At 71.5% G+C, this 26,551-nt stretch carries 26 protein-coding genes and 1 pseudogene; 15 read left to right on the top strand and 12 right to left on the bottom strand.

Annotation, left to right across the window (positions count from 1 at the left end):
• Positions 1–55 precede the first annotated feature (55 nt).
• The 7 genes from ACXJY8_RS01805 to ACXJY8_RS01775 all read left to right on the top strand — a co-directional run bounded on the left by ACXJY8_RS01805 (position 56) and on the right by ACXJY8_RS01775 (position 6,347).
• The gene (locus tag ACXJY8_RS01805; protein WP_463775599.1) at positions 56–1,219 is read left to right on the top strand and encodes a hydrolase; all 1,164 of its coding nucleotides are present in this window, start codon (positions 56–58) and stop codon (positions 1,217–1,219) included.
• 111 nt (positions 1,220–1,330) lie between these two features.
• The gene (gene purL, locus ACXJY8_RS01800; RefSeq protein WP_463775595.1) at positions 1,331–3,556 is read left to right on the top strand and encodes a phosphoribosylformylglycinamidine synthase subunit PurL; all 2,226 of its coding nucleotides are present in this window, start codon (positions 1,331–1,333) and stop codon (positions 3,554–3,556) included.
• 33 nt (positions 3,557–3,589) lie between these two features.
• Positions 3,590–3,826: a BolA family protein gene (locus tag ACXJY8_RS01795; protein ID WP_055951915.1), complete on the top strand. Its 237-nt coding sequence runs from the start codon at positions 3,590–3,592 to the stop codon at positions 3,824–3,826.
• 43 nt (positions 3,827–3,869) lie between these two features.
• Positions 3,870–4,379, top strand: coding sequence for a DUF29 domain-containing protein (locus ACXJY8_RS01790; RefSeq protein WP_463775588.1), 510 nt, complete (start codon positions 3,870–3,872; stop codon positions 4,377–4,379).
• A gap of 44 nt (positions 4,380–4,423) precedes the next feature.
• Positions 4,424–4,765 carry a Grx4 family monothiol glutaredoxin gene (gene grxD, locus ACXJY8_RS01785; RefSeq protein WP_463775584.1) on the top strand — a complete coding sequence of 114 codons (342 nt, stop codon included), beginning with the start codon at positions 4,424–4,426 and terminating at the stop codon, positions 4,763–4,765.
• A 132-nt stretch (positions 4,766–4,897) separates the two neighbouring features.
• Positions 4,898–5,797, top strand: coding sequence for an NAD(P)/FAD-dependent oxidoreductase (locus tag ACXJY8_RS01780; protein WP_463775580.1), 900 nt, complete (start codon positions 4,898–4,900; stop codon positions 5,795–5,797).
• Between the two features lie 334 nt (positions 5,798–6,131).
• On the top strand, positions 6,132–6,347 hold the full coding sequence (locus ACXJY8_RS01775) for a hypothetical protein (protein ID WP_463775577.1): 216 nt from the start codon (positions 6,132–6,134) through the stop codon (positions 6,345–6,347).
• 45 nt (positions 6,348–6,392) lie between these two features.
• On the opposite strand, the gene ACXJY8_RS01770 is transcribed toward ACXJY8_RS01775, so the two are convergent.
• Complete coding sequence (locus ACXJY8_RS01770; RefSeq protein ID WP_463775574.1) at positions 6,393–7,214, bottom strand: hypothetical protein; 822 nt, start codon at positions 7,212–7,214, stop codon at positions 6,393–6,395.
• An 86-nt stretch (positions 7,215–7,300) separates the two neighbouring features.
• On the bottom strand, positions 7,301–9,403 hold the full coding sequence (locus tag ACXJY8_RS01765; protein WP_463775571.1) for a M3 family metallopeptidase: 2,103 nt from the start codon (positions 9,401–9,403) through the stop codon (positions 7,301–7,303).
• Positions 9,404–9,588: 185 nt separating this feature from the next.
• Here ACXJY8_RS01765 and ACXJY8_RS01760 point away from each other — a divergent pair, with 185 nt between their 5' ends.
• Both ACXJY8_RS01760 and ACXJY8_RS01755 read left to right on the top strand, forming a co-directional pair.
• Positions 9,589–10,521 (top strand): extensin-like domain-containing protein, encoded by a 933-nt coding sequence (locus ACXJY8_RS01760; protein ID WP_463775567.1) that lies wholly within the window; start codon positions 9,589–9,591, stop codon positions 10,519–10,521.
• A gap of 71 nt (positions 10,522–10,592) precedes the next feature.
• Positions 10,593–11,918: a L,D-transpeptidase family protein gene (locus ACXJY8_RS01755; RefSeq protein WP_463775564.1), complete on the top strand. Its 1,326-nt coding sequence runs from the start codon at positions 10,593–10,595 to the stop codon at positions 11,916–11,918.
• Here the strand turns inward: ACXJY8_RS01755 and ACXJY8_RS01750 are convergent.
• The 3 genes from ACXJY8_RS01750 to ACXJY8_RS01740 are packed head-to-tail and all read right to left on the bottom strand — an operon-like array spanning position 11,905 to position 14,790.
• On the bottom strand, positions 11,905–12,642 hold the full coding sequence (locus tag ACXJY8_RS01750) for an ABC transporter permease (protein WP_463775560.1): 738 nt from the start codon (positions 12,640–12,642) through the stop codon (positions 11,905–11,907). The genes ACXJY8_RS01755 and ACXJY8_RS01750 overlap by 14 nt on opposite strands.
• Positions 12,643–12,652: 10 nt before the next feature.
• Entirely contained in the window at positions 12,653–13,852 is a 1,200-nt protein-coding gene (locus ACXJY8_RS01745) for an ABC transporter permease subunit (protein WP_463775557.1), read from the bottom strand.
• Positions 13,849–14,790 (bottom strand): glycine betaine ABC transporter substrate-binding protein, encoded by a 942-nt coding sequence (locus ACXJY8_RS01740; RefSeq protein ID WP_463775553.1) that lies wholly within the window; start codon positions 14,788–14,790, stop codon positions 13,849–13,851. Before ACXJY8_RS01740 ends, ACXJY8_RS01745 begins: the two co-directional genes overlap by 4 nt.
• 304 nt (positions 14,791–15,094) lie before the next feature.
• Between ACXJY8_RS01740 and ACXJY8_RS01735 the strand changes: the two genes are divergently transcribed.
• Positions 15,095–15,484 carry a response regulator gene (locus ACXJY8_RS01735; protein ID WP_055951890.1) on the top strand — a complete coding sequence of 130 codons (390 nt, stop codon included), beginning with the start codon at positions 15,095–15,097 and terminating at the stop codon, positions 15,482–15,484.
• 2 nt (positions 15,485–15,486) lie between these two features.
• Here ACXJY8_RS01735 and ACXJY8_RS01730 read toward each other — a convergent pair.
• Positions 15,487–15,867 (bottom strand): annotated as a pseudogene (locus ACXJY8_RS01730) (YraN family protein).
• Positions 15,857–16,825: a 16S rRNA (cytidine(1402)-2'-O)-methyltransferase gene (gene rsmI / locus ACXJY8_RS01725; RefSeq protein WP_463775550.1), complete on the bottom strand. Its 969-nt coding sequence runs from the start codon at positions 16,823–16,825 to the stop codon at positions 15,857–15,859. Before rsmI ends, ACXJY8_RS01730 begins: the two are co-directional and overlap by 11 nt.
• Before the next feature lie 120 nt (positions 16,826–16,945).
• On the opposite strand from rsmI, the gene ACXJY8_RS01720 reads away from it, so the two are divergent.
• Positions 16,946–18,160: a penicillin-binding protein activator gene (locus tag ACXJY8_RS01720; protein WP_463775547.1), complete on the top strand. Its 1,215-nt coding sequence runs from the start codon at positions 16,946–16,948 to the stop codon at positions 18,158–18,160.
• On the opposite strand, the gene hemW is transcribed toward ACXJY8_RS01720, so the two are convergent.
• From hemW to ACXJY8_RS01700, 4 genes are all read right to left on the bottom strand, one after another.
• A complete protein-coding gene (gene hemW / locus ACXJY8_RS01715; RefSeq protein WP_463775545.1) occupies positions 18,161–19,339 on the bottom strand; it encodes a radical SAM family heme chaperone HemW in 1,179 nt (392 codons plus the stop codon).
• 49 nt (positions 19,340–19,388) lie between these two features.
• The gene (gene rdgB / locus ACXJY8_RS01710) at positions 19,389–20,021 is read right to left on the bottom strand and encodes an RdgB/HAM1 family non-canonical purine NTP pyrophosphatase (RefSeq protein WP_463775542.1); all 633 of its coding nucleotides are present in this window, start codon (positions 20,019–20,021) and stop codon (positions 19,389–19,391) included.
• A complete protein-coding gene (gene rph / locus ACXJY8_RS01705) occupies positions 20,018–20,746 on the bottom strand; it encodes a ribonuclease PH (RefSeq protein ID WP_463775539.1) in 729 nt (242 codons plus the stop codon). Before rph ends, rdgB begins: the two co-directional genes overlap by 4 nt.
• A 117-nt stretch (positions 20,747–20,863) precedes the next feature.
• Positions 20,864–21,175: a hypothetical protein gene (locus tag ACXJY8_RS01700; RefSeq protein WP_463775536.1), complete on the bottom strand. Its 312-nt coding sequence runs from the start codon at positions 21,173–21,175 to the stop codon at positions 20,864–20,866.
• Positions 21,176–21,481: 306 nt separating this feature from the next.
• Here ACXJY8_RS01700 and hrcA point away from each other — a divergent pair, with 306 nt between their 5' ends.
• Positions 21,482–22,537, top strand: a complete 1,056-nt coding sequence (gene hrcA / locus ACXJY8_RS01695; protein WP_463780283.1) for a heat-inducible transcriptional repressor HrcA — start codon at positions 21,482–21,484, stop codon at positions 22,535–22,537.
• Between the two features lie 94 nt (positions 22,538–22,631).
• On the opposite strand, the gene ACXJY8_RS01690 is transcribed toward hrcA, so the two are convergent.
• Positions 22,632–23,588 carry a DUF1236 domain-containing protein gene (locus ACXJY8_RS01690; protein ID WP_463775533.1) on the bottom strand — a complete coding sequence of 319 codons (957 nt, stop codon included), beginning with the start codon at positions 23,586–23,588 and terminating at the stop codon, positions 22,632–22,634.
• Between the two features lie 296 nt (positions 23,589–23,884).
• Between ACXJY8_RS01690 and ACXJY8_RS01685 the strand changes: the two genes are divergently transcribed.
• From ACXJY8_RS01685 to ACXJY8_RS01675, 3 genes are all read left to right on the top strand, one after another.
• On the top strand, positions 23,885–25,243 hold the full coding sequence (locus ACXJY8_RS01685) for an MFS family transporter (RefSeq protein WP_463775530.1): 1,359 nt from the start codon (positions 23,885–23,887) through the stop codon (positions 25,241–25,243).
• A gap of 255 nt (positions 25,244–25,498) precedes the next feature.
• On the top strand, positions 25,499–26,278 hold the full coding sequence (locus tag ACXJY8_RS01680) for a YfdX family protein (RefSeq protein ID WP_463775528.1): 780 nt from the start codon (positions 25,499–25,501) through the stop codon (positions 26,276–26,278).
• Between the two features lie 63 nt (positions 26,279–26,341).
• Positions 26,342–26,545 (top strand): hypothetical protein, encoded by a 204-nt coding sequence (locus tag ACXJY8_RS01675; RefSeq protein ID WP_463775524.1) that lies wholly within the window; start codon positions 26,342–26,344, stop codon positions 26,543–26,545.
• The last annotated feature ends 6 nt before the right edge of the window (positions 26,546–26,551 follow it).

The raw sequence follows: 26,551 nt of genomic DNA, 5'->3' as shown, positions 1-26,551 counted from the left end.
CCTCGTCATCACGCCTTCAGAGCCGTCCGCGCCGGTCCCCCGTCAGGTCTTCTACATGCCGGGCTTCGACCCCCGCGAACCCGAGACCTATTGGGGCCTGTTCCGGCGCGAGGCCCGGCTGACGGCCGTCCGGCGCGGGATGGCGATCACGGTCGGCGATCCGGTGCGGACCGCCGACGGGCTCGCGGTCGACTGGCAGGTCGAGCTCGACGGGCACCGGACGCACTACACCCTGCTGCGCTGGGACGACATCGTCGCCGCCCGCTTCCCGCGCTCGAACGGGCGCCGCCTCCTGGAGGTGCCGGCCCTGTGGTGGCGCCTGATCCGGTCGGGCTACATCCGACCCTTCCGCCGCGAGGCCCGGCGCTTCGCCCGGGTCATCTTCGGCGTCCACCTGATCTACCTGTTCCTCGTCGTCCTGAGCCTCGGCCTCGCCGCGGGTGCCGTCGCGCTGACGCCCGGCCTGGCCTGGCCCTGGGGGCTTCCGGCGGTGCCGGTGCTGGCCTACGGCCTGCTCGCCCTGCTGATGCGGGTGACCCGGGGCAAGCCGTTCTACGTGGCCCACCTCGTGGACGACACCGCCTTCACGCACGATCACGCCAGCGGTGCCGACACCCGCATGCGCGCGCGGCTCGACGCCTTCGCGTCGATCATCCGGGGCGCGGAGGGCAAGGCGTCCGAGATCGTGGTCATCGGCCATTCCTCGTCGAGCTTCCTCGGCCTGGAGGCCCTGGACCGGGTACTTGTCGCCGATCCCGAATTCGGCCGGCGCGCCACGCCGGTCTCCTTCGTCAGCATCGGCAGCGTGATTCCCTGGATCACCCTCGACCCCCGCGCCGCCGACACCCGCGACGCCCTCGCCCGGGTCGCAGCGAGCGACGCCGTCCGCTGGCTCGACGTGCGGGCGAAGTGGGACTGGCTCTCGGTGCACCAGCGCAACCCGCTCAGCGCCTCGAGGCTGCCGGCGCCCTTCGCCCATCGCCCCGTCGAGATCCATGTCCGGATCGAGGACCTGATCGAGAAGCGCGTCATCGCGCGGCGCAAGTGGAACCTGTTCCGGATGCACTTCCAGCTGCTGATGTCGAGCCGCGACCCGAAGGCCTTCGACTACATCGCCTTCGTGGCCGGCCCGGAGCCGGTCCACGCCCTGATCCGGCGCTGGCGCGACGTGAAGGAGCAGCCCAAGGGCCGTTTCATCGAGGAAAGCCCGGAGGATTAAGGCGTCCCGAGCGGGCCCGATCCGCGATCGCGTGTTGCCAGGGCGCGGCGTTCCGCTTTAGAGCCGTCACGCACGGCCGGACCCGGACGGGGGCCGTGCCGAGAGGATCGCATGTTCCGCAACGATGTTCCGATCACCCCCGAACTGGTCCGCCAGCACGGCCTGACGCCGGACGAGTTCGAGCGCTTCCGTGGCTTGATCGGGCGCGACCCGACCCTGACCGAGCTCGGCATCGTCTCGGCGATGTGGAACGAGCACTGCTCCTACAAGTCCTCCCGCAAGCACCTGCGCGGCCTGCCGACCTCGGCGCCCTGGGTGATCCAGGGACCGGGCGAGAACGCGGGCGTCATCGATATCGGCGACGGGCTCGCCTGCGTCTTCAAGATGGAGAGCCACAACCACCCGAGCTTCATCGAGCCCTACCAGGGCGCGACGACCGGCGTCGGCGGCATCCTGCGCGACGTGTTCACCATGGGCGCGCGTCCGATCGCGGCGCTGAACGCGCTCCGCTTCGGCTCGCCGGACCATCCGCGCACCCGCCACCTCGTCTCCGGCGTGGTCGCGGGCATCGGCGGCTACGGCAATTCCTTCGGCGTGCCGACGGTGGGCGGCGCCATGGGCTTCCATCCGCGCTACGACGGCAACATCCTCGTCAACGCCATGGCGGTGGGCCTCGCCCGGACCGACGCGATCTTCTACGCGGCGGCCACCGGCGTGGGCAATCCGATCGTCTATCTCGGCTCGAAGACCGGCCGGGACGGCATCCACGGCGCCACCATGGCGTCGGCCGAGTTCGACGATGCCTCGGAGTCGAAGCGCCCCACCGTGCAGGTCGGCGACCCCTTCGCCGAGAAGCTGCTGCTCGAGGCCTGCCTCGAGCTGATGGCCTCGGGCGCCGTGATCGCGATCCAGGACATGGGGGCCGCCGGCCTGACCTGCTCGGCCGTCGAGATGGGCGCAAAGGGCGACCTCGGCGTCGAGCTCCACATCGAGAAGGTCCCGGCCCGCGAACCCGGCATGACCGCCTACGAGATGATGCTGTCGGAGAGCCAGGAGCGCATGCTCATGGTGCTCAAGCCCGGCATGGAGGCCGAGGCGCAGGCCATCTTCGTGAAGTGGGGCCTCGACTTCGCGATCATCGGGCACACCACCGACACGCTCCGCTTCGTGGTCAAGCACGACGGCGTCGTCATGGCCGACCTGCCGATCAAGGAACTCGGCGACGAGGCGCCCCTCTACGACCGCCCCCACATCGCCAACATGCATCAGCCGGTGCTCGCCGCCGCCGACGTGCCCGAGAGCGTGGGCAGCGCCGAGGCCCTGAAGCGCCTCGTCGGCTCGCCCGACCTGTCCTCGAAGCGCTGGGTCTACGAGCAGTACGACCACTTCATCGGCGGCAACACCGTCCAGAAGCCGGGCGGCGACGCCGCCATCGTGCGGGTCGAGGACGGCCCGCGCGGGCTCGCCATGACCGCGGACGTCACCCCGCGCTACTGCGAGGCCGATCCGGTCGAGGGCGGCAAGCAGGCCGTGGCCGAGGCCTGGCGCAACATCACGGCGGTCGGCGGCAAGCCTCTCGCCATCACCGACAACCTGAATTTCGGCAACCCGGAGAAGCCCGAGGTGATGGGCCAGCTCGTCGGCTGCCTCAAGGGCATCGGCGAGGCCTGCAAGGCCCTCGACTTCCCCGTCGTCTCCGGCAACGTCTCGCTCTACAACGAGACCAACGGCGTCGGCATCCTGCCGACCCCGACCATCGGCGGCGTCGGCGTCCTCGACGACGTGACGCGCCACGCCACGATCGCGCTCAAGCGCGCCGGCGACATGCTCGTGCTGATCGGCGAGACCGCCGGCTGGCTCGGCCAGTCGGTCTACCTCTCGGTCATCGCCGGACGGGAAGAGGGCGCCCCGCCCCCGGTCGACCTCGCCGTCGAGCGCCGCAACGGCGACTTCGTGCGCGGCCTGATCACGTCGGGTCTGGTCGACACGGTCCACGACCTCTCCGACGGCGGCCTCGCCGTGGCGCTCGCCGAGATGGCGATGGCCGGCGGCATCGGCGCCGCCCTCCCCGAGGTGCCGCAGGGCCTGGCGACCCATGCCTACCTCTTCGGCGAGGACCAGGCCCGCTACCTCCTCGCGGTCGATCCCGAGACCGCGCCCGACCTGCTCTACAGCGCCTCGGCGCAGGGCGTTCCGGCGGCGGTGATCGGCGTCACCGGGAACGACCATTTGACCCTGCCGCACGGCGAGACCATATCGGTGGCGGATTTGCGCGAGACGCACGAGGGCTGGCTGCCGGCCTACATGGCGAGCCAGCCGGCGGGCGTCCCCGCCTGAAGCCCCCTTACCCGATCGTCAGGAGCCAACCCGATGCCGATGGATGCGCGCGAGATCGAGGCGATGATCCGCGAGGCGCTGCCCGACGCCCGGATCGAGATCAAGGATCTGGCCGGTGACGGCGACCACTACGCCGCCACGGTCCTGTCCTCGGCCTTCAAGGGCAAGACCCGGGTCGCGCAGCACCAGATGGTCTACGGCGCGCTCCAGGGGCGGATGGGGGGTGTGCTGCACGCCCTTGCGCTCACCACGGGCGTCCCGCAGGATTGAGGGGTGCCCCTCGGAAACGAGGGGCCTCACGGGGTGGACCCGCATGGACCAGCCGAGCCTCTACGACGACGACATCGTGACCTGGGCCGAGCAGCAGGCCTCGACCCTGCGCGCCCTCGCGCGCCGGCCAGACCTGTCGAACATCCTCGACTGGGAGAACGTCGCCGAGGAGATCGAGAGCGTGGGGCGGTCTCAGATCAGCGCTGTAGAAAGCCTGCTGGCACAGACTTTGGCGCATCTGTTGAAACGGTTGTCTGCGCCGGATGCAGCATCCCTCGATCACTGGTACCAGGAAGCCGGGACGTTCCAAATCACGGCGATGAATCGATACGAGCGCTCCATGCGGCAGCGCCTGGACTGGGACAAGATCTGGTTGTCCGCACAATCCTTGGCGAAGCTGAGCCTCAAGCGCTACGGCGATACCCTGATTCCGGACCTGCCGGCGCAATGCCCACTCGGCCCGGACGAACTTCTCGTGCTTCCATGTGATCTCGATGCGGCACTGCGTCGGATCGCAGAGTCGACGGCCTTGAAATCCGAGCGAGAATCCTGAACTCAAGCCAGAACTCTCTCGACCTGAGACCAACGAGGACCCCCATGACCGACGCCAACACCGCCATCGAGAACGAGATCAAGTCCCAGGACGTGGTCGTCTTCATGAAGGGCACGCCGCAATTCCCGATGTGCGGGTTCTCGGGCCAGGTCGTGCAGATCCTCAATTACCTCGAGGTGCCGTTCAAGGGCGTGAACGTCCTCGACGACATGGCGATCCGCGACGGCATCAAGGCTTTCTCCAACTGGCCGACCATTCCGCAGATCTACGTGAAGGGCGAGTTCGTCGGCGGCTGCGACATCACCCGCGAGATGTTCCAGTCCGGCGAGCTGCAGCAGTTCCTGTCCGAGAAGGGCATCCCCGTGAAGGCGCCGACCGCCGCCTGAGGCGCGACGCCCCTGCCAGACGGAACGAGGGCGCGCGAGCGCCCTTTTTCCTGTCCGCAGGGCCGATGACCGAACATCCGCGCCCCTTGGGCCGTTGAGCCTCGGACAGTCCGAACCGGGGAGCGGCACGACATGCGCGACGTCATCATCGTCGGCGGCGGCCCCGCGGGGCTCAACGCGGCCCTGATCCTCGGCCGCTGCCGCCGCGACGTGCTGCTCTGCGACGCCGGCCACCCGCGCAACGCCGTGACCGCCCGGAGCTGGGGCGTGTTCACCCGGGACGGGACCCCACCCCTCGAACTGCGGGCGCAGGCCGAGGCCGATCTCGCCCGGTACCCGACGGTGGAACGCCGCGCGGCAGAGGTCACGCGGGCCGAGCGCCACGACGAGGGCTTCGCCGTCGAACTCGCCGACGGCACCCGCGAGACCGCACGCAAGCTCGTGCTCGCCACCGGACTGCATCAGGCCCTGCCCTCCGTGGAAGGCTTCGAAGAATACTGGGGCCACGGCGTCCATTCCTGTCCCTATTGCGACGGCTACGAGAACCGGGACCGGCCGCTGATCGCCTACGCCCACGGCGAGGCGGCCCGGGGCATGGCCCTGGAGCTCACGGTGTGGAGCGACGACGTCACGCTCTGCACCGACGCCCATCCGACCGAGTTGTCCGACCACGACCGCGCGCGCCTCGGCCGCCACGGCGTCCGCATCGTCGAGACGCCGATCCGGCGCCTGGAGGGGGACGGACGCCAGCCCCGGCGGCTCGTCTTCGCGGACGGCACCGGCCTGCCCTGCCACGCGGTGTTCCTGATGCCGATGCCGTGCGAGCCCTCGGACCTGATCACCCAGCTCGGCTGCGACTTGACCCGCAAGGGCGTGGTGCCCACGGGCGAGTACGAGAGCACCAACGTGCCCGGCCTTTTCGTGGCCGGGGATGCCTCGCGGCGGGTCCAGTTCGCCGTGGTCGCCGCCGCCGAGGGTGCCATGGCGGCCTTCGCGGTAAACACCGAGCTCCTGCGCGAGGACGTCGCCTGACCGGGCCGGCGAGGGCCGAAAGGCCGATCTTCGGTCGGCTCACCGCGAGCGGCGGCCCGGCCGAAACCGCTCGGTGTGGCAAAAGGATGACCGGCTTTCCGTTCGCCGCGGCGAGCGTCGCGGCCGGCGGGCCGAGCGGTTCCGCCTGAAGGCGCGAAGACTGTAATCGGGTGCGCTGCCGCACCGCGTTAACCTTCGGCGAGGGGCAAAGGTAAATTAACGGTAAATAATCGCGGGCTTTCGGAACTTATTGCCGTTGTCCACATTATCTGCCAATGACGGGTCCTGCAGCCCCCTCCGGGGGCTATTCAGGACCTCGGGTCCGGTGACCGCCATGCCAGTGTTCGAAGCCAAGAACCTCGACTCCGATTTCGAAGGCTTCGCCTTCCTGAGCGCGATCCTGCATCCCTCTGCGGAGGCGCAGACCCGAGCCCTGACGCATGGCCGCAACCGCGCCGCGCGCGGCTCGATGGTGGCCGATCCGCTGACGGTGGAGCCCCGCTTCCCCGTGCGCAACACCGAGACCGAGATCGAGGCGCAGGCATCCTGACGCCGCGTCGTTCGCCGTCGCCTCACCCGATTCCAACGGTGGGCATCACCACGCCTGCGGCGTGATGGTGCCCTGCTTCGTCACGACCACCCAGGTCTTGCCGCGCCGCTCGATGGTCTCGATCCGTCCGACACCCGGTACGGTATCGCCGGGGCCGACCTCCACGAGGCGGCGCTTGCGGTCTTCGAGGACAGCCACCCCGTCATAAACCTCGCGAACGGCCCAGTTCTTGCTGGGCGACGCTTTCGGCTTGTCCGGAATCGTGCCGGTCTCGGTGGGCTCCGGCGCGGCGGGCTTGGCCGCTTGCGGTGCCACGACCGGAGCCGGGGCCGGAGCGGCAACGCGCTTCTCGACCTGGGTGGTGAGAGCCGCGAGGCGCGCGGTCTGGTCCTTCTCGGCCTGTTCGAGGCGGTCGCCCGTGGCGGCGAGCTTGGTCGTGAGGCTCTGCTCGGCGCGCCCGAGGCGCTCGGCGAGGTTGGTGTGGCGGGCCTTGGCCTCCTGGCGGGCGGCTTCCGTGTTGTCCTGAAGCTGCGCGAGGGCCTTGGCCAGGCGCTCGACCTGCCGCTCCGATTCGGTGCGGCCGATCTCCATCTGACTGCGGATCTGCGCCAGGGTCTCGCCGCTGTCGGTGCCGCGCGGCCCGGCGATGCTCATCGCGCCCGCACCCAGAAGCGAACCGAGGCCGAGGCCCAGCGCGGCGATGGCGAGGAGGCGCGGTTCGAGACGGAATCTGCCGGCCGGGGACGAACCGGGTTCGGCCGGCTGGACGGCGGCCTTCTCGGCCGAGGCGCGGGCGCCGAGGATCGCTTGCTTCAGCAGGGTGTCGGGCGAGGGTTCCGCCGACGCCGCGTGGACCTTATCCGTCATGACCAATGCTTCCTGATGGGGCAAGAAGCATTGGTTAAGGCTGTTTCTTTACGAAACCGTTACCCTGTTCGCGCGCAGTCGAGCCCTCACGCGGCGAGCCCGCGCTGGCGCAGGAGCGGCTCGATGCTCGGCAGGCGGCCACGGAAGGCGGTGTAGGCCTCGCCCGGGTCGCGCAGGTTGCCGGCCCCGTAGACGTATTTGCGCAGGCGCGCCGCCGTTTCCGGGTGGAAGATGTCTCCGGCCTCGCGGAAGGCGTCGAAGGCGTCTGCGTCGAGCACCTCCGACCAGAGGTAGCTGTAGTAGCCGGCGGCATAGCCGTCGCCCGAGAAGATATGCGCAAAATGCGGCGTCCGGTGCCGCATCGAGATCTCGGCCGGCATGGCGATACGCTTCAGGGCGTCCGCCTCGAAGGCCGCCACGTCGAGGCCCTCCTCGCCGCCGCTCGACAGGTGCAGGGTCATGTCGACGATCGCCGACGACGTGTACTCGATGGTGGCGAAGCCCTGGTTGAAGGTCCGGGCCGCGAGCAGGCGCTTCAGCAGGTCCTCGGGCATCGGCTCGCCGGTGCGGTGGTGCCGGGCGTGCTTGCGCAAGACCTCCGGCTGCTCGAGCCAGTGCTCGTAGAGCTGCGAGGGCAGCTCCACGAAATCGCCCGCCACCGCGGTGCCCGCGAGGAGCGGGTAGGTCACGTCGGAGAGGAGGCCGTGCAGGGCATGGCCGAACTCGTGGAACAGGGTGCGGGCGTCGTCGAAGGAGAGCAGCGTCGCCTCGCCCTCCGGCGCCTTGGCGAAGTTCATCACGTTGACGATGATCGGCTTGATGTCGCCGTTCAGGCGTTCCTGCGAGCGGAAGGCGCTCATCCAGGCGCCGCTGCGCTTGGTGGCGCGGGCGAAGTAATCGCCGAGGAACAGCCCGACCTCCGAGCCGTCGGCGTTGCGCACGGCCCAGGCCCGCACGTCCGGATGGTAGCGCGGCACTTCCGGCAGTTCCGCGAAGCGCAGGCCGAACAGGCGCTCGGCCGTGTCGAAGGCCGCCGCGATCACGCCGTCCAGGGGCAGGTACGGCTTGATCTCGCTCTCGTCGAGATCGTGCTCGGCCCGGCGCAGCTTCTCGGCGTAGTGGCGCCAGTCGTGCTTCGCCAGATCGAAATTGTGGCCCTCGGCCTGGACCAGGGCCTGGAGCCGGTCGCGCTCGGCGGCGGCCTGGTGGTGGGCCGGCGTCCAGACGTTGCGCAACAGGTCCATCGCCCGGTCGGGGGATCCCGCCATCGTGTCCGAGAGCTTGAAATGGGCGAAGCTGTCGTAGCCGAGGAGCCGGGCGCGCTCGGCCCGCAGGGAGACGATCTCGGCGATGATGCCGCGGTTGTCGGTGGGGCCCCCGCCCTCGCCCCGGCGGGTCCAGGCTTCGTAGGCCTTCTCGCGCAGGTCCCGGCGCGTCGAGAACACCAGGAACGGCTCCACCAGCGAGCGCGACAGGGTGATGACGTGGCCATGCGCGCTGCCGCGCTCGCGGGCGGCCGAGGCGGCGGCCGCGCGCAGGAAGGGCGGCAAGCCCGCAAGATCGTCCTCGGTCTCGAGGGGCAGCACGAAGGTGCTCTCGTCGGCCAGCAGGTTCTGGCTGAAGGTGGTGCCGAGCTCGGCCATGCGCGCGGCGATCTCGGCCATCCGGGCCTTGGCCTCGGGGCCGAGGTCGGCGCCCGAGCGGCGGAAGCGCGTCCGGTAGCGGTCGAGCACCCGACGTTCTTCCGGCCCGAGCTGCTCGGCTTCGGCGTCGACGGCGGAGATGCGCGCCCAGAGGGCCGCGTCGAGGTAGATCGCGCTGCCGTGGCGGGCGAGGCGCGGGGTGATGGCGCGCTCGACGGCCTGGAGTTCGGGGTTGGTGTGGCTGCCGCTCAGGTTGAAGAACACCGAGGCGACGCGGTCGAGGTCGTGGCCGGCCCGCTCCAGGGCGGCGACGGTGTTGGCGAAGGTGGCCGGGGCGGTATCGGCCGCGATGGCGTCGATCTCGGCCCGGTGGCTCGCCAGCGCCGCCTCGAAGGCCGGAAGGTAATGGGCCGGCGCGATCGCTTCGAACGGCGGCAGGCCGTGCGGCGTCGACCAGCTCCGCTCCGCGAAGGGCCCGATCCCGGTCGGGGCGGAAGCGGTCTCGTGAGCGGTCTCCCGGGGAGCGTCGGGCGTGCCAATGGTCATTCGAGTTCCTTCGTGCGGTGCGTCGCGCGTCGGCCAGCAAGGTAAGCACGTGGGCGCCGAGCGCAAAGGCGGTTGCATCGGCTCCAGCGACGGGGCGCGGCATCCGTCACGCGCTCGGGCTCGAACTCTCGGGTCGTTCCGGCCGTTACAGGCCGTCCGCGGAGACGGACCAGATTGGGAACGAGATGCCCCTGCGCCACCGACCTGCCCCGCGTCTCATCGCGGCCGCGCTCCTCATCCTGTCCGGGGGATCGACCCTGAGCGGCGCCGCGAGGGCCGAGGACAAGGGCGTGCCCTCCGACGCCACCGCGATCCCGATGCCGCCGCCGGCTCCGCCCCCGCGGCCGGCCGAACTCGCGACCCCGGCTCCCGCGGAGGCGCCGCGCCCGGCCGACGCGTCCAGAGCGGCCGAGCCGCCCCGCCCGCCCGAGCGCCCGGCGGAGTTCGCGCCGCCGGCCGAGCCGGCCAAGGCCCGTGAACCCGAGCCGGTGAAGCCCGCGGAGGGCGGAGAGATGCCGGCGCCGCCGCCGCGTCCGTCCGAGCTCTCGGCGCCCGCGCTGGCGATCACCGTCGCCCCCGTCGACGACAGCGCCTGCCGGCGGCGCCTGGAGCGCCTCGGCGCCCGGTTCGAACCCCTGCCGGCCATCGCGAACGGCCAGTGCGGGGCGGCGAAACCCCTGAAGGTGACGGCGCTCGCCGACGACCTCACCCTCGCGCCGCCGGTGACGCTGGTCTGCGCGGCGGCCGAATCCCTCGCCCGCTGGGCGACGGAGGCCCAGGTCGCCGCCGAGCGCGACCTCGGCCAGCCCCTGAAGGGCCTGACGATCGGGACCTCCTACGAGTGCCGGGGCCAGAACCACGATCCCGACGCCAAGCTCAGCGAGCACAGCTTCGCCAACGGTGTCGACGTGATGGGCTTCACCTTCGCCGGCCGCCCGGCCCTCTCGGTGCTGGCCGCCCCCGAGGGGACGCCGGAGGCGACCTTCCTCGGCGCGGTGCGCAGCCGGGCCTGCGATTTCTTCCGCACGGTCCTCGGCCCGGGCTCGGACGCGGCCCATGCCAACCATCTCCACCTCGACGAGCGGCAGCGGAATGCCGGGCATCGCCTGTGTCAGTGAGGGGGCGGAACGCGGAATGGCCCAGCGCGCTTACTCCTGCGCCATCAGGCGGATAGCGCGGGAGTTCTTCGGTGATCAGGTATCCTTCGACACGACTCGGCGGCCTCGCCGGCCTCGCCCTGGTCGCCCTGGTCGCCCTGGCGGGTGGCGCGCAGGCCGCGACGAAGGACAAGGCGCCGGCGCCGGCGCTGACGCGCGAGGCGGTGGAATCCGCGGCCCTGGCGCCACCCGGCGACGCCGCGGGGGCCGATGGCAAGGATGGCGGTCAGGATGGCTCGACGAAGAAGGGGGCCGACAAGAAGTCCGGCAAGGCCGAGGCGACCAAGCGCCCGGAGCCGGCGCTGATCAAGGCGCAGATCCTGCTGGACCGGGCCCATTTCTCGCCCGGCGCCATCGACGGCCGCGACGGCGACAACCTCCGCGGCGCCCTGGCGGCCTTCGCCACCGCCAACGGCCTGAAGGCCGAGACCGAGATCGAGCCGGACCTCGCCGACAAGCTCCAGGCGACGAGCCGCGATCCGGTACTGACGGAGTACACCGTCACGCAAGCCGACGCGGACGGTCCCTTCGTGGAGAAGATGCCGCCGAAGATGGAGGATCAGGCCGATCTCGATGCGCTGGGCTACACAAGCCCGCGCGAGATGCTGGCCGAGCGTTTCCACATGTCCCCCGACCTCCTCGCCGCGCTCAACCCCGAAGCCGATTTCGGCAAGGCCGGCACGGTGATTCTGGTGGCCGCGGTCAAGCCGCTTGAGACCGGCAAGGCGACGGCGGAGGAGAAGGCGGCGAAGAAGCAGGCCAAGGAGGCGGGCAAGGACGCCAGCCAGGAAGCCGGCCAGGAAGCCGGCAAGAGCACGGCGAAGAAGGAAGCCCGGCGCGACGACGACAAGGGCTCGGATGCCAAGGGCTCGGATGCCAAGGGCTCGGATGTTATGCGCTCGGACGCGAAGGCGGCCGACGCCGAGGACCCGGCGTCGAAGGATGTGACCCGCATCGAGGTCGACAAGGAGAGCCGCAACGTGCGGGCCTTCGACAAGGCGGGCAAGCTCGTCGCATTCTATCCCGCCTCGATCGGCAGCGAGGAGAAGCCGGCGCCCTCCGGCGCGGCGAAGGTCGAGGGCGTCGCCTATGCGCCGACCTACACTTACAATCCGAAATACGACTTCGCCGGGGTCAAGGCGAAGACCAAGTTCACGATCGCGCCCGGGCCGAACAACCCGGTGGGCGTGGTCTGGATCGACCTGTCGATCCCGTCCTACGGCATCCACGGCACCCCGGAGCCCGAGAAGGTCGGCAAGACCGAATCGCACGGCTGCATCCGCCTGACGAACTGGGATGCGCGCGACCTCGCCAACCGCGTCAGCCGCGGCGCGCAGGTGGTGTTCAAGGACGAGTAGACCGCCACCAGCCGACGCCCGCCAGCAGCGCGGCGTCGGCGAGGAAGGCTAGGGCGGCCGTGGCGGCGGTGCCCTGTAGCATCGCCACCGTGTTCTGGTTCTGCAGGCCGGCCACGATGGGCGTGCCGAGGGTCGAGGCGCCGGCCAGTGCCCCGACGGCCGCCGTGGCGATGGCCAGGACCAGGGCGGTGCGCAGGGTCTCGACGATGTCGGGGGCGGCGAGCGGCAGTTCGATCCGCCACAGGATCTGGAGGCGGGTGAGGCCGATGGCGCGGCCCGCCTCGCGGACCTCCGGGGCCACGCCGGCCAGGGCGCCCGCCGTCCCGCGCAGCACCGGCATGATGCCGTAGGCGACGAGGGCGAGCAGCGTCGGCGGGCCGCCGAAGCCGAGAACCGGAAGCGCCAGGGCCACCACGACCACCGGCGGCACCGCCTGCGCGGCGGCCGCGAGCCCGTCGATTGCCGGCCGCCACGGCGCGGCGAAGCCGCGCGTCACCAGGATGCCGAGCCCGATCCCGAGAATCGCCACGAGGGCGAGTCCGGTTCCGGCGAGGACGAGGTGCGCGCGCGTCAGGTCGAGGAGGCGTCCCACCGCCAGCGGGCGGCGGGCGGCCTCGCCCAGGGCCTCCGCGATGGAGCTCGCGACGGCCGGATGGCTGGCGCCGGCCAGGGCGAGGCCCGTCAACGCGAAGCCGAGCGCGGGCGGAAACCGGAAGCGGCTCATCGGGCGGGTCTCATGCGTGCCACCGCCGTCGCGCGGCCGCCTCGAGCCGGCCGAGGCCGCGCTCCGCCAGGAGGGAGAGCACCACCACGGGGATCGCCCCGAGCAGGATCAGGTCGGGGGCGAACTGCGCCATGCCGTCGAAGACGATGCGCCCGAGCCCGCCGGCCCCGACCAGGGCGCCGAGGGTGGCGAGGCCGAGGCCCTGCACCGCGGCGACCCGGACGGCGCCGACCAGGATCGGTGCTCCGATCGGCAGGCGGATCCGGGCCAGGATCTGCCGGCGCGAGAGGCCCAGGGCCTCGGCGGCCTGGAGGGTGTCGGCGTCGGGCGCCCGCAGGGCCAGGGCGAGGCCGCGCCAGAGCGGCAGTGCCAGGTAGGCGGCGACGGCGACGATGGCGGGCACGGGGCCGAGGGCCGAGAGGCCGAGGTCGCGCAGGGCCGGGACGGCGCGCAGCACGCCCGCCATGGCGGCGACCATCGCCCCCAGGAGGGCGACGGCGGGCACGACCTGCAGCCCGCCGAGTATGAGGGCCACCGGCCCCTGCCCACCCCGCAGCAGCGACAGCCCGACCGCCAGGACGGCGGCGAGAAGGAGTGCCGCCCCGGCGAGGCCGAGATGCTCCCAGATCGCCGCATTCACCGTCTCGCGCCGGGCGGCATACTCCACGGCCAGCGAGAGGGCGTCGAAGGCCCCCGAACGGCCCGGGATCATCAGGGCGAGGCCGAGAAGCAGAAGGACGGCGAGGCCGAGGCCGGGGACCCGGGCGCGCCGGACCGCGAGACCGAGCGCCCCGCCGAGGAGGGCGAGGCTGAGCCAGCTTCCCGCGCCGAGGCTCGCCCGGGCCGCCGGGGGCAGGCCGGCGAGGGACAGGGCGGCGCCGCTCCCGAGGCCCAGTCCGAGGAGGAGCAGGGCGAGGACCAGGAGCAGCGCGGCCGCCGCGGCGCCGGCCCGCCCCCGCGTCGCCGCGACGAGGGCGATGGCGCCCGCGCTCGCGGCGAGCCCGAGGGCGCCCGTCGCACCGAGCGCCGCGAGACCGGTGACCGGATGCCCGAGGGCGAGCCGGTTCTCGGCGACGCTCAGGAGCGGCCCCCGCAGCGCGGCGCCGAGCAGGGCCCCGAACCAGGCCAGAGCAGCGAACCAGGCCAGGGCGGCGAGGCGCGAGGCAGCGCCCGGCCGGCGCGTCCGGCCCGGTCGGGGATCGTCCGTCACGGCAGCAATCCGTTCTCCGAGAGGTAGCGGTCGGCCACCGCCTCCGCGACCGCGCCCTCCACGGTGATGCGGGCGTTGAGCCGCCGCAGGGTCTCGGCGTCGAGGCGGGCGAAGACGCGGTCCAGGGCCGGGGCGATCCCGGGGTGGCGGGCGAGGTCGGCCTGCCGGATCACGGGCGCGACCTCGTAGACGATCTGGGCGCCCAGGGGATCGCTCATCACGGCGAGGTCGAGGGCCGCGAGCGCCCCGTCGGTCCCGTAGACCATGCCGGCATTGACGCCGCTGATGCCCAGCGCCGCCGCCCGCGCGGTCACCGAGGTGTCGCCGCCGGGCAGGCTGATGATCCGGTCGAGGGGCAGGGTGAAGCCGTAGGCCGCCTCGAAGGCCGGCAGGGCCGCCGGACTCTCCACGAACTCGGTGGAGGCGGCGAGTTTGATCAGGCCGCCGCAGACGGCGCCGGCGAAGTCGCTCATCGTCGCGAGGCCGTGCCCCCGCGCCAGGGCGCCGTTGACCGCGATCAGCCAGGTGTTGTTCGCGGGAGCCCGCCTCAGCCAGACGAGGCCGCGCCCGGCATCGAGCCGCCGGATCGTGTCGTAGGCGCCCTGCGGCGACTTCCAGACCGGATCGGTCTCGGTGCCCGAGAAGAAAGCGCCGTTGCCGGTATATTCCGGATAGATCGCGATCTCGCCGGAGAGCAGGCTGTTGCGGACGATCAGGGTCGGGCCGAGCCCGAGCTTGCGGACGACCGGCAGGCCGAGGCGCTCCAGGACCCGGGCGATCATCGCGCCGGTGAGCGCCCCCTCGGTGTCGCTCTTCGAGGCGACCACCAGGGGCGCGGACGCCTGGACCGGGCGCGCGACGGCGGCCCCGGCGAGGCCGAACCAGGCGAGCGCGTCGCGACGCGTCCGATGCCGCACCGAGAGCGGTCGATTTAACATAGGTTGTTGGTGCGCGAGGCGGGCGCTGCCTACCGATGGGTGTCGGCGGCGCAGAAATGTTTCAGACCGTAACATTGCGTGCATCCCGACGGCCTCTGGCGACTGTCAGGTGCTTGACACGCCCCCCGGAACGGGCGACGGCTCGCTCTGTGCCGGGCCGGTCTGAGGGCCTCGCGGTCTCGCCAGGACCACGTATCGTCCGCGCGACGCGGGGTCGATCGCACACGGTGGGAGCGAACACCTGAGCATCTTCTCCGGAAGGTGTTTCAGAATTCCGAACGGATCGAAGGGAAGAAGCCCCGGCGTGAGTGCTCAAGTGGACGAAGACCTTCTCAATGGGGCTCGCGTGCTTGTCGTCGAGGACGAAGCCGCGATCTCGATGCTGCTCGAGGACATGCTGCTCGATTTCGGCTGCACCGTGGTCGGGCCGGCCGCGCGCCTGTCGACCGCGCTCGAGATGGCGCAGAACGAGAGTTTCGAGGTCGCCATCCTCGACGTCAACGTCGCGGGCGAGCCGATCTATCCGGTGGCTGAGGCCATCGTGAAGCGCAACCTGCCGATCGTGTTCTCGACGGGCTATGGCGGCGCCGGCATCCGCGAGCCGTTCCGGGAGCGGCCGGTGGTGCAGAAGCCCTTCAGCCAGGCCGATCTCAAGCGGACGCTGATCGCTGCCGTGGCCGCCGCGCGCGCCTGACGTCACCGGATCGGAAAGGCGTCGGCCACGTGCCGGGGCCAGGCCCGGGGCGAGACGAACACCGCGTCCGCCCGGAACGTCGCCGCGTCGGTGGACGGATGGCGGCTGATCCAGGCCCGGGCGGCACGCGAGAAGCGCGCGACCTTGCGGGCGTCGATGGCGCCCTGCGCCGCCTCCAGCGTTCCGCGTGCCTACACCTCCACGAACGCGATCACCGTCCCGCGCCGGACGATCAGGTCGATCTCGCCCCCCGCCGCACGGAAGCGTGCGCCGAGCGGGCGATAGCCCTTCAGCATCAGGGCCAGGAGCGCGACGGTCTCGGCCGTGCGGCCGCGGCGCTCGATGGTGCGCCGGCGCTCGGCCGCAGGGCCCTCAGCCCGCATCGTCGCGCCGGGCGAGGGCGAGGGCGCGGGCATAGACCGTGCGGCGGGGCTGTCCGGTCTCGTCCGCCACCAGGGTTGCCGCATCCTTGATCGAATGCCGCGCGAGCGCCGCCGTCAGGGCCGCGTCGATGCCCGCATCGGTCTCGGCCTCGTCGGGGGCCTCGTCCTGCGTGCCGATGATCACCACCACTTCGCCCTTGGGGGCGCCCTCCTCCGCGTAGAGGCCCGCGAGATCGCCGAGGCTGCCGCGCCGAATGGTCTCGTAGAGCTTGGTCAACTCGCGGGCGACCGCGGCCGGGCGCGTCGGCCCCAGGACCTCGACGGCGTCGACCAGCATCTCGGGCAGGCGATGGGGGGATTCGAACAGCACGAGGGTGCCGGGGATGCGCCCGAGCGCCTCCAGGCGGTTGCGCCGGGCGCCGGACTTGGCCGGCAGGAACCCTTCGAAGAAGAACCGGTCGGTGGGCAGGCCCGCGGCCACGATGGCGGTCATCACCGCCGAGGGGCCCGGAATGGGGGTGACGCTGAGGCCGGCCTCGATCGCCGCCTGAACCAGTTTGAAGCCCGGATCGGAGACCAGGGGCGTCCCGGCGTCGGAGACCAGCGCCAGGGCCTCGCCGGCCTGCATCCGGGCGACCATCCGCTCGCGCACCGCCGCGTTGGAATGCTCGTGATAGGCCACCAGCGGCGTGGTGATCCCGTAATGCATCAGCAGCGTGCGGGTGACGCGGGTGTCCTCGGCCAGCACCGCATCGGCCGCGGCCAGCGTCGCCAGGGCGCGGAACGAGACGTCCTTGAGGTTTCCGATCGGGGTCGCGACCACGTGCAGGCCGGGCTCGATCGCCTCCGCCTCGGCGGCGAGGCCGAAGGCCGTGAACGTGGCGGGCGGGCGGGCGCCGGGTCCCGTGGCGGCCGGGTCGCGCCGCCGCCGGGTCCGGGTGTCGATCTTCTGGGTCATGGCCGGACCTTGCCACGATCGGCCCCTCCTGCGGAATGCGTGGCGGGGCGTCGGCTCACATTTACTTTTGGGCCCCAGACTGCAAGCGTGGGTCGTCAACCGGCGACAGGGGGCCTCCGAATGACGCGCGCGAACAGGCTCAAATCCGGGCTGGTCGGGATCTCGACCCTGCTCCTGCTCGCGGCCTGCGTCGGCGGTCCGGACGGCGGCGGCCGCTTCTCGAACCGTGTGCCCCCGCCCCAGGCCGAGGCCCCGGCCGCCGACGTGCCGGTCCCCGCCGCCGGAGGACGGATCGGCACCGGATCGGTGAAGGTCGCCCTGGTGGTGCCGCTCACCGGACCGGGCTCGACGGTAGGCACGGCGATGCGCAACGCTGCCGAACTCGCCATCGAGGACTTCCAGAAGCCCGACCTCCAGATCCTGGTGAAGGACGACCGCGGTGCGCCGGACGGGGCGCGCGAAGCCGCGCAGGCCGCCGTGGCGGACGGGGCCGAGATCGTGCTCGGCCCGCTCTTCGCGGCCAACGTCCAGGCGGCGGCCGGCGTGGCGCGGACAGCGGGCAAGCCGCTGATCGCCTTCTCGACCGATGCCGGCGTGGCCGCCCGCGGCACCTACCTCCTCAGCTTCCTGCCCCAGGCGGAGGTCGACCGCGTGGTCGACGAATCCGTGGCCGCCGGACGCAAGTCCTTCGCGGCGATGATCCCGGAATCGAGCTACGGCAACGCCGTCGAGGCGCAGTTCCGCGAGGCCCTGGCCCGCAGGGGCGCGCGTCTGGTGGCGATCGAGCGCTATCCCGTCGGCAATCCGAGCCCCGCCATCGCGCGCCTCGGCGGCCTGATCACCGGACCGGCGGCCCAGGCCGACGCGCTGTTCCTGCCCGATACGCCGGACGGCCTCGCCGCCGTCGCCCCGGCCCTGACCAAGGCCGGATTCAGCCCCGGCCGGGTCCGGCCGATCGGCACCGCCGTCTGGAACGATCCCCGCGTGTTCGCGCTGCCGGCCCTCCAGGGCGGCTGGTTCGCGGCGCCGGACGTGGCCGGCTTCAACGGCTTCTCACAGCGCTATCAGGCGCGCTTCGGCTCGGTGCCGCCGCGGGTCGCCACCCTGGCCTACGACGCGGTCTCGTTGATGGCGGCCCTGTCGCGCCAGTTCGGTTCGCAGCGCTTCGCCGACACGACGCTGACCAACCCGTCGGGCTTCTCCGGCGTGGACGGCACCTTCCGGTTCCGGCCGGACGGCCCGAGCGACCGGGCCCTGGCGGTCTACGAGATCCGCTCCGGCGCGCCGGCCATCGTCAGCCCGGCGCCCCGCACCCTCGGTCCCTCGGGGACTTGATCAGGCCGCCAGCGCCGCCACCACCGCGTTGAGCACCGGTGCGCCGGCGGGCGTCGCGGCGATACGGCCGTCGGGGCGGCGGGCGATCAGCCCCTCGGCGACGAGATCGTCGATCCGGCCGGGCTCGAGGGAACGGCCCTTGAGGGCCGCGTAGCGCCGCGGATCGATGCCCTCGCGCAGGCGCAGGCCCATCATCAGGAACTCGTCGCCCTGGTCGGAGGCGGCCAGCGACTCGGTCTCGACGATGCCGTGTCCCTCCGCCTCCACCCGGGCGAGCCAGGCTTCCGGCGCCCGCTCCATGACGGTGCCGAGGCGCCCCGCCGCGCCGACGAGGCGGCCATGGGCGCCCGGGCCGATGCCGGCATATTCGCCGTAGCGCCAGTACAGCAGGTTGTGCCGCGATTCCGCGCCCGGCCGGGCGTGGTTCGAGATCTCGTAGGCCGGCAGGCCGGCCCGGTCGCAGACCTCCTGCGTGACGTCGTAGAGGGCCCGCGCCGCATCGTCGTCGGGCGGCACCAGCTTGCCGGCCGCGGCGAGGCCGTAGAACGGCGTGCCCGGCTCGATGGTGAGCTGGTAGAGCGACAGGTGCTCGGCCGCCCGGGCGATGGCGCCTTCGAGTTCCGCCCGCCAGGCCGCCGGGCTCTGGTCGGGACGCGCGTAGATCAGGTCGAAGGAGTAGCGCTCGAAATGCGCCGCCGCGACCAGCACCGCCGCCATCGCTTCGGCCGCGCTGTGCAGGCGCCCGAGCTGCTTCAGCGAGGCGTCGTCCATGGCCTGGACGCCGAGGGAGACGCGGTTGACACCGGCGGCGCGGTAGCCCCGGAAACGGTCGGCCTCGACGCTGGTCGGGTTGGCTTCCAGGGTGATCTCGACGCCGGGCGCGACGCTCCAGGCCTGCCCGATGGCGTCGAGCAGGCCCGCCACCGTGCCGGGCTGCATCAGCGAGGGGGTGCCGCCGCCGAGGAAGACGCTGGACACGGTGCGGCCCGGCGTGCGCGCGGCGACGTGGGCGATCTCGGTCCGGAACGCCGCTAGGAACCGGCCCTCGTCCACGGGGGCGTGGCGCACGTGGCTGTTGAAGTCGCAATAGGGGCACTTCGAGGCGCAGAAGGGCCAGTGCAGGTAGACCCCGAAGCCCGCGTCGCGGGTCGGGTGGTCCGGGCCGGTCGGTTCGGTCATGTCGCGGATGTGCGCGCGGGACCGCCGTTTGGCAATCCCGCCGCCGGTCTCAGAGACGCCGCAGGCAGGTCTGCGCCAGGAGCACGAAGGCGCGGGCCCGGTGCGAGAGGGCGTTGCCGGTCTGCCAGTCGACCCCGTGCTTCTCTTCCGAGGAGATCTCGCCGAAGGTGCGGTCGTAGCCGTCGGGCAGGAACATCGGGTCGTAGCCGAACCCGCTCGCGCCCCGCGGCGGCACCAGCTCGCCGAAGACCCGGCCCTCGAAGGTCTCGGTGTGGCCGTCCGGCCAGGCGATCACCAGGGCGGAGATGAAGTGCGCCCGCCGGGTGGTGGCGCCGCGCTTGTCGAGCTCGTCGGCGATGCGTGCCATGGCGCCCGCGAAGTCCTTGGACGGGCCGGCCCAGCGCGCCGAGAACAGCCCAGGCGCCCCGTCGAGCGCGTTGACGCAGAGTCCCGAATCATCGGCGAAGGCCGGCAGGCCGGAGGCCGTCGCGGCGGCGCGCGCCTTGATGGCGGCGTTCTCGGCGAACATCGTGCCGGTCTCGTCGGGCTCGGGCAGGCCGAGTTCGCCGGCCGAGACTGCATCGACGCCGAAGGGCGCCAGCAATTCGCGCATCTCCACGAGCTTGCCGGCATTGTGGGTCGCGATGACGACGCGGCCGGAGAGGATGCGATGCCCGCTCATGCGGGGACTCCCGGCGCGATGGCCTGCTTCTGGAGGGCGATGAGGGACTGGATGCCACCCTTGGCGAGACGCATCAGCTCGAACAGCTCCTCCTCCGAGAACGGCTTGCCCTCGGCGGTACCCTGGACCTCGACGAGGCCTCCGGCGCCCGTGATGACGAAGTTGGCGTCCGTCTCGGCGCCCGAATCCTCGGCGTAGTCGAGGTCGAGGACGGGCTTGCCCTTGTAGATGCCGCAGGAGACCGCGGCGACGTGGTCGCGCAGGGGGTCGACCGAAATGATCGAGCGGCCGCGCATCCAGGTGAAGCAGTCGTGCAGGGCAACCCAGGCGCCCGTGATCGCGGCGGTGCGGGTGCCGCCATCGGCCTGGATCACGTCGCAATCGACGGTGATCTGGCGCTCGCCCATGGCCGGAAGGTTGGTGACGGCGCGCAGCGACCGGCCGATCAGGCGCTGGATCTCCTGGGTCCGCCCGGAGGGCTTGCCGGAATTCACTTCGCGCCGGGTGCGCTCGTGGGTGGCGCGGGGCAGCATGGCGTATTCCGCCGTCACCCAGCCCTTGCCCGAGCCGCGCAGCCAGCCGGGGCCGCGCTCCTCCAGGGTGGCCGTGCAGAGCACCTTGGTGTCGCCGAAGCTGACGAGGCACGAGCCTTCCGCGTGGCGGGAGACGGCGCGCTCCAGGGTGACGGTGCGCAGTTCGTCGGTCGCGCGCTTCGAGGGCCGCATGCCGCTCTCCTTCCGAGTGTGATGGAGAGCGGCTTTACGGTTTGGGTTGCCGCCCGGCAAGCGAGGCCGGACGGAGCGGGTTCCTTTCGCGGCGGGCCGCGGCCGCGCCCGGACGGCTCAGTAGCGGTAGCGGCGATGACCGAAATGGTGGCCGTGGTGCCGGCCGTAATGGTGGCCGAAGTGCCGGTGGTGACGACGGCCGAAGTGCCGGCCGTGGTGGTGATGGTGCCGGAAGCCCCGGCCGTGATGGCGCCAGTGGCCGCCGCCGTACTGGACCTCGGTGACGGCGGCCGCCGGGCCGGCGACCTCCGCCGAGACGATGGCGGGGGCGGCCTGGGCGCCCTGCGGCGCGCTGAACAGCATCGCACCGACCATCGCCAGGACGATGGCGAGGGACTTGATCAGGCCGGATCGAGCGGTGGGTCTCATGAGATGGTCACTCCTTCGTGCGATACGCGCCGCCTGGGCGTCGGCGAGGTCCCGTCGCCGGCCCGGTCGCGCGGCCGGGTTCGACGATGGGCCTGAGCAACGCACGAACCCGGCGGAACGCCTCACACGGCCAAGCTGTTTCTTTGGCATCCCCCGGGTTCGGCCGCGGGACGCCAAGCTGTTTCTTCGGCGTCCCCCGGGTTCGGCCGTGGGACGCATTGTGTAACGCACTGGAGACCGTCACACTCTCCGCCTCAGGAATGGATCGTGACAGAGCCCTCCCACCCCTTCTCGACGTCCCAGCAGATGCAGGTGCTCAGCGCGCTGAACGAACGCTCGCGCGAGATCTTCCGCCAGATCGTGGAAAGCTACCTCACGACCGGCGAGCCGGTGGGCTCGCGCAACCTCGCCCGTATCCTGCCGATGACCCTGTCGCCGGCCTCTATCCGCAACGTCATGGCGGATCTGGAGCATTCCGGCCTCATCTTCGCCCCGCACGCCTCGGCCGGCCGTCTTCCCACCGAGCAGGGCCTGCGCTTCTTCGTCGATGCGATGCTCGAACTCGGCGATGTCGGGCGCGAGGAGCAGGAGCGGATCGAGTCGCAGATGCGCGCGGCCGCCTCCGGCCACACCTTCGATTCGGCCCTGGCCGAGGCTTCGATGCTGCTCTCGGGCATCTCGCGCGGCGCCGGCGTGGTGCTCACCACCAAGACCAACGTGCATCTCAAGCACATCGAGTTCGTGCGCCTGGACCCGACCCGGGCCCTGGTCGTCCTCGTCTCCGACGACGGCTCGGTGGAGAACCGCCTGCTCGACCTGCCGGCGGGCCTGCCGGCCAGCGCCCTGCAGGAGGCGTCGAACTACCTGAACGCCCGGCTGCAGGGCCGGACCCTCGGAACCCTGCGCGCCGAGATCGAGGCGGGCCGCCTGGCCATGAAGCGCGAACTCGACGCGATCACGGAGCGCCTGGTCGATGCCGGCCTCGCCGTCAGCGTCGGCCCCTCGGATGCCCGCCAGCTCATCGTACGCGGCCAGGCCAATCTCCTCGACGACCTGCGCGCGGCCGAGGACCTCGACCGCATCCGCCTGTTGTTCAACGACCTCGAGACCCAGAAGGACGTAATCGAGCTCCTGTCCCGGGCCGAGGGCGGCGAGGGCGTGCGGATCTTCATCGGCTCGGAGAACAAGCTGTTCTCGCTCTCCGGCTCCTCGATGATCGCCGCTCCGTTCCGCGACGGCTCGCAGAAGATCGTCGGCGTCGTCGGCGTGATCGGTCCGACGCGGCTGAACTATGCCCGCATCGTGCCGATGGTCGACTACACCGCCCGGGTGGTCTCCGGCCTCCTCGACCGCAAGCGCTGAGCCGGACCGGGTCGAGCGCGAACCTGCGGGTGCCGAACGCGAAGGGGGCGGAGCCCGAAGCCCCGCCCCCTTCGTTCCTGTCGAACCGCTCGGTTCAGCCGCGGATCACGTCGACGATCTCGTAGGTGTCCGGATCGACGATGACGATGTCGTCGTCCACGAGCACGTAGCGGTAATCCTCGTATTCCGGCGCGATCCGGACGATGTCCGGCGGCAGGTCGTAGAGGGTGTAGCTGCGGGCGATCGCCGTGCCGACGGTGAGCGCGAAGGCACCGGCCGCCAGGCGCGGAATGCCGCGGCGGAACACGCTCTGGCGGAACTCGGTCCGCTGCGGTGCGCCGAGGCGGCCATAGGCGCCCCGGACCGCACCGCGGTCGCCGCGCTCGCCGCGACCACCCCGGTCCGCGCGGCCGTCGCGCCCACCGCGCTCGTCCCGGTCGGCCTTTCCGCCACGCTCGTCGCGACCCCCGCGCTCGTCGCGACCGCCGCGCTCGTCGCGACCGCCGCGCTCGTCGCGACCGCCGCGCTCGTCGCGACCGCCGCGCTCGTCGCGACCATCCCGGTCGGCCCGGCCGTCCCGCGCCGCGGCTCCGCCATCCTCACGGCCGCCGCGCTCGCCGGCCGCCGCGCCCGGACGTCCCTCCTGGCGTCCCGCGCCGCCCTCGGCCCCGCGGCCGCCGGCCTCACCGCGCTGCGCGCCGCCGGCCGGACCGGCTCCGGTCTCCGCGCCGCCGCCCCGCATTCCCGCGCCGCCACCGGCTCCGCCGGCCTCACCGCCCCGCATGCCCGCACCGCCGCCGGCGCCAGCGCCCGCACCGCCACCGGCTCCGCCGCGCATCCCGCCCGCGCCGCCGCCGGCACCACCACCGGCACCACCGCCGGGCCCGGCACCGCCGCCGGCGCCCATGCCGGCACCGCCGCCTCCGGCGCCGCCCGCGCCGCCGCCAGCTCCACCACCGGCACCGCCGCCGGCTCCGCCCTGCGCGAATGCGCTCGCTGCACCGATCACCAGGGCCGCCGCCGTCACCGTGCTCCGAAAGAGCTTGCTCATGGATTCGCTTCCAATCTCATTGCCGCCAGACGTCCCGCGACGTCGATGCTCCCCGCAACGAAGCTCTTGCTCGAACCGTTCCCGTTTTTCTTGCGCTGATCTTCAGGTCCGAGATCTCGAATCTGCTCGACTGTTCCCGCCAAGCTCAGCTGGCCGTCTTCCACAGGCTGGTTTCATCGAGAACTTGTGATTTTGCTGCAAGCCGCTGAGCTCCCTTGTGAAATCCGTCTCAGGCAGTAACGTCCCCGCAAAGCAAGCCGCGGAACGGCATTGCCGAGCACACAGGGACGGGACGGATGACAGGCGGGGCCGGAACCATCACGACCAAGGCGGAGGAATCCGCCGACAACCGACGCCGGATCAAGGCGATCGTCGCCTCCTCGTCGGGCAACCTCGTCGAGTGGTTCGATTTCTACTGCTACGCCTTCTTCGCGCTCTACTTCGCGCCGGTGTTCTTCCCGGCCGGCGACAGCACCAGCCAGCTCCTGCAATCGGCCGCGGTCTTCGCGGTCGGCTTCTTCATGCGCCCGATCGGCGGCTGGCTTTTCGGGCGCATCGCCGACCGCCTGGGCCGCAAGACCTCGATGCTGATCTCGGTGCTGATGATGTGCGCCGGCTCGCTGATGATCGCGATCCTGCCGACCTACGCCACGGCCGGCCACCTCGCCCCCGCCCTGCTACTCATCGCCCGCATGATCCAAGGCCTGTCGGTGGGCGGCGAATACGGCACCAGCGCCACCTACATGAGCGAGATCGCCGTGAAGGGCCGGCGCGGCTTCTTCGCCTCGTTCCAGTACGTCACCCTGATCGGCGGCCAGCTCCTCGCCTCGCTGGTGCTGATCATCCTCCAGAGCTTCCTCACCGCCCAGGAGCTGACCGCCTGGGGCTGGCGCATCCCGTTCGTGCTCGGCGCCGTCGCGGCGGTGGTCGCGCTCTACCTGCGCTCGTCGCTGGACGAGACCGCCACCAAGGAGGACATGGCCAAGAAGGATTCCGGCACCTTCTCGGCCCTGTTCAAGCACTGGCGCGCGTTCTGCGTGGTGCTGGCCTACACGGCCGGCGGCTCGCTGAGCTTCTACACCTTCACGACCTACATGCCGAAGTACCTCTTCAACACGGCCCATATCGACAAGGTCACGGCCTCGCAGATCTCCACCGCGGCATTGTTCGTCTACATGATCATCCAGCCATTCTTCGGCTGGCTCTCGGACCGGATCGGGCGCAAGGCCAACATGCTGCTCTACAGCGGCCTCGGCACCCTGATGGTAGTGCCGCTGATGACCGCCATCGGCTCCACGCAGAACGCGGTGCTGTCCTTCGCACTCATCATGATCGGGCTGGTCGTGATCAGCTTCTACACCGGCATCAGCGGCATCGTGAAAGCCGAGCTGTTCCCGACCCAGGTGCGGGCGCTGGGCGTCGGCCTGTCCTACGCCATCGCCAACTCGCTCTTCGGCGGCACCGCCGAGATGGTCGCGCTGTATCTCAAGCAAATGGGCTCCGAGAGCACCTTCTTCTGGTACGTCACCGTGATGCTGGGCATCGCCTTCATCGGCTCGCTGATCATGCCGAACCCGAAGCGGCACGGGTATCTCGACGGCGACGGCACCGTCGAGGAGGCCCTGATGCGCAAGACCCGCCTCTCGGCCGCCTGAGACACGGGTCCCTCGAAACTTCCGGAGCACGCGGCGCCCTCGCGCCGCGTGCTTTTTTGCTGTCGACGGCGGGCGCGGGGCGGTTCGTCCGCTCCCGGCCGTTGTCAAGCGCGATCGCATGAATTCAACCTGACCAATCCTTAAGGTGACTTCGGAAATCGGCAGGACCACTGTCGACCTCAGAAGAGAGCTTCGGCGCGAGCGGATTTTTTAAGATCAGAGAGCGTCGCGCCGCTCGTCTTCGGAGGTATTGCCATGATGAAGACCAGACCCATCGCTGCGTTCCTCGCCGCCACCTCGCTCTTCGGCGGAGTCGCCCTCGCCGACGAGGCCGTGAAGACTCCGACGCCCCCGCCGGTCAGCGCCGCCCAGCAGGCGGCCGACCGGGATGTGGGCAAGCTGTCGAAGGACGGCGCCCAGGCTTTCCGCGACCTGCACCTCGCGCGCATCGCCATCTTCGATGCCGACCCGGCCCGGGCGAAGACCCTGATCAGACAGGCCCAGGCCGCCCTCGCCAAGGCCAGGACCGACGAGGCGGTCTACACCAAGGCCGATGCGGATCTGCACAGCCCGGCCAAGCAGGCCAAGACGGCCAGCCAAGCCGAGACGGCCAAATCGGTCGATACCGCCAAGCCGGCGGACGCGGCCACGGCATCGGCCGAGCCCAAGGCCTGGCTGCCGGTCGACGGGCAGCTGACCCTCGGGGAGGATTTCGTGGCGACGCCGACCAAGGCCGCCGCCGTGGCGACAGCCAACAAGAGCCTGGAGAAGGGCGACCGCAAGGCGGCGGTCGACGGGCTGAAGCTCGCCGGCGTCGACGTGAACTTCGTGCTCGCCGTCGTGCCCCTGAACCAGACCGTGACCGATGTCGACCAGGCCGCCAGCCTCATCGGCCAGGGCAAGTATTACGAGGGCAACGCCCTCCTGAAGAAGGCGGAGGACGGCGTGCGCTTCGACATGGTCGACGTGCTCGGCACCCCCCAGAAGACCGCAACGCCGGCCGCCGCCACGGCCTCGGCCGCGCCGCGGAAGTGACGGACCGGCCGGCCGCCTCGCGAGGGGCGGCCGGCCCCAATCTTTCGAGAGGACGATCGCCCCATGGGTATCGGGATCAGTCTGGGGCTTCTGGTCTCCGCCATCGTCACCGGATTCGGGGCCGTTCTGGCCTCGGGCCAGGTCCTGCGGCCGGTGGACGGTCAATTGCCGTCCGACTGGGGCTGGAGCCTCGTCATGATGGGCGGGGCGAGCCTGCTCGCCTTCGGCTATGTCGGCTGGCGCCGGATCACCGGCCGGACGGATTGACCGCCG

The sequence above is a fragment of the Methylobacterium sp. TK31 genome, assembly GCF_055361545.1.
This window is presented reverse-complemented; position numbering and strand designations above follow the sequence as displayed.

Coding starts and splice junctions, on each gene's coding strand:
- ACXJY8_RS01805 (WP_463775599.1), top strand. CDS start 56: ATGCCGGGCTTCGACCCCCGCGAACCCGAGACCTATTGGGGCCTGTTC.
- purL (WP_463775595.1), top strand. CDS start 1,331: ATGTTCCGCAACGATGTTCCGATCACCCCCGAACTGGTCCGCCAGCAC.
- ACXJY8_RS01795 (WP_055951915.1), top strand. CDS start 3,590: ATGCCGATGGATGCGCGCGAGATCGAGGCGATGATCCGCGAGGCGCTG.
- ACXJY8_RS01790 (WP_463775588.1), top strand. CDS start 3,870: ATGGACCAGCCGAGCCTCTACGACGACGACATCGTGACCTGGGCCGAG.
- grxD (WP_463775584.1), top strand. CDS start 4,424: ATGACCGACGCCAACACCGCCATCGAGAACGAGATCAAGTCCCAGGAC.
- ACXJY8_RS01780 (WP_463775580.1), top strand. CDS start 4,898: ATGCGCGACGTCATCATCGTCGGCGGCGGCCCCGCGGGGCTCAACGCG.
- ACXJY8_RS01775 (WP_463775577.1), top strand. CDS start 6,132: ATGCCAGTGTTCGAAGCCAAGAACCTCGACTCCGATTTCGAAGGCTTC.
- ACXJY8_RS01770 (WP_463775574.1), bottom strand. CDS start 7,214: ATGACGGATAAGGTCCACGCGGCGTCGGCGGAACCCTCGCCCGACACC.
- ACXJY8_RS01765 (WP_463775571.1), bottom strand. CDS start 9,403: ATGACCATTGGCACGCCCGACGCTCCCCGGGAGACCGCTCACGAGACC.
- ACXJY8_RS01760 (WP_463775567.1), top strand. CDS start 9,589: ATGCCCCTGCGCCACCGACCTGCCCCGCGTCTCATCGCGGCCGCGCTC.
- ACXJY8_RS01750 (WP_463775560.1), bottom strand. CDS start 12,642: ATGAGCCGCTTCCGGTTTCCGCCCGCGCTCGGCTTCGCGTTGACGGGC.
- ACXJY8_RS01740 (WP_463775553.1), bottom strand. CDS start 14,790: ATGTTAAATCGACCGCTCTCGGTGCGGCATCGGACGCGTCGCGACGCG.
- rsmI (WP_463775550.1), bottom strand. CDS start 16,825: ATGACCCAGAAGATCGACACCCGGACCCGGCGGCGGCGCGACCCGGCC.
- ACXJY8_RS01720 (WP_463775547.1), top strand. CDS start 16,946: ATGACGCGCGCGAACAGGCTCAAATCCGGGCTGGTCGGGATCTCGACC.
- hemW (WP_463775545.1), bottom strand. CDS start 19,339: ATGACCGAACCGACCGGCCCGGACCACCCGACCCGCGACGCGGGCTTC.
- rdgB (WP_463775542.1), bottom strand. CDS start 20,021: ATGAGCGGGCATCGCATCCTCTCCGGCCGCGTCGTCATCGCGACCCAC.
- rph (WP_463775539.1), bottom strand. CDS start 20,746: ATGCGGCCCTCGAAGCGCGCGACCGACGAACTGCGCACCGTCACCCTG.
- ACXJY8_RS01700 (WP_463775536.1), bottom strand. CDS start 21,175: ATGAGACCCACCGCTCGATCCGGCCTGATCAAGTCCCTCGCCATCGTC.
- hrcA (WP_463780283.1), top strand. CDS start 21,482: ATGCAGGTGCTCAGCGCGCTGAACGAACGCTCGCGCGAGATCTTCCGC.
- ACXJY8_RS01690 (WP_463775533.1), bottom strand. CDS start 23,588: ATGAGCAAGCTCTTTCGGAGCACGGTGACGGCGGCGGCCCTGGTGATC.
- ACXJY8_RS01685 (WP_463775530.1), top strand. CDS start 23,885: ATGACAGGCGGGGCCGGAACCATCACGACCAAGGCGGAGGAATCCGCC.
- ACXJY8_RS01680 (WP_463775528.1), top strand. CDS start 25,499: ATGATGAAGACCAGACCCATCGCTGCGTTCCTCGCCGCCACCTCGCTC.
- ACXJY8_RS01675 (WP_463775524.1), top strand. CDS start 26,342: ATGGGTATCGGGATCAGTCTGGGGCTTCTGGTCTCCGCCATCGTCACC.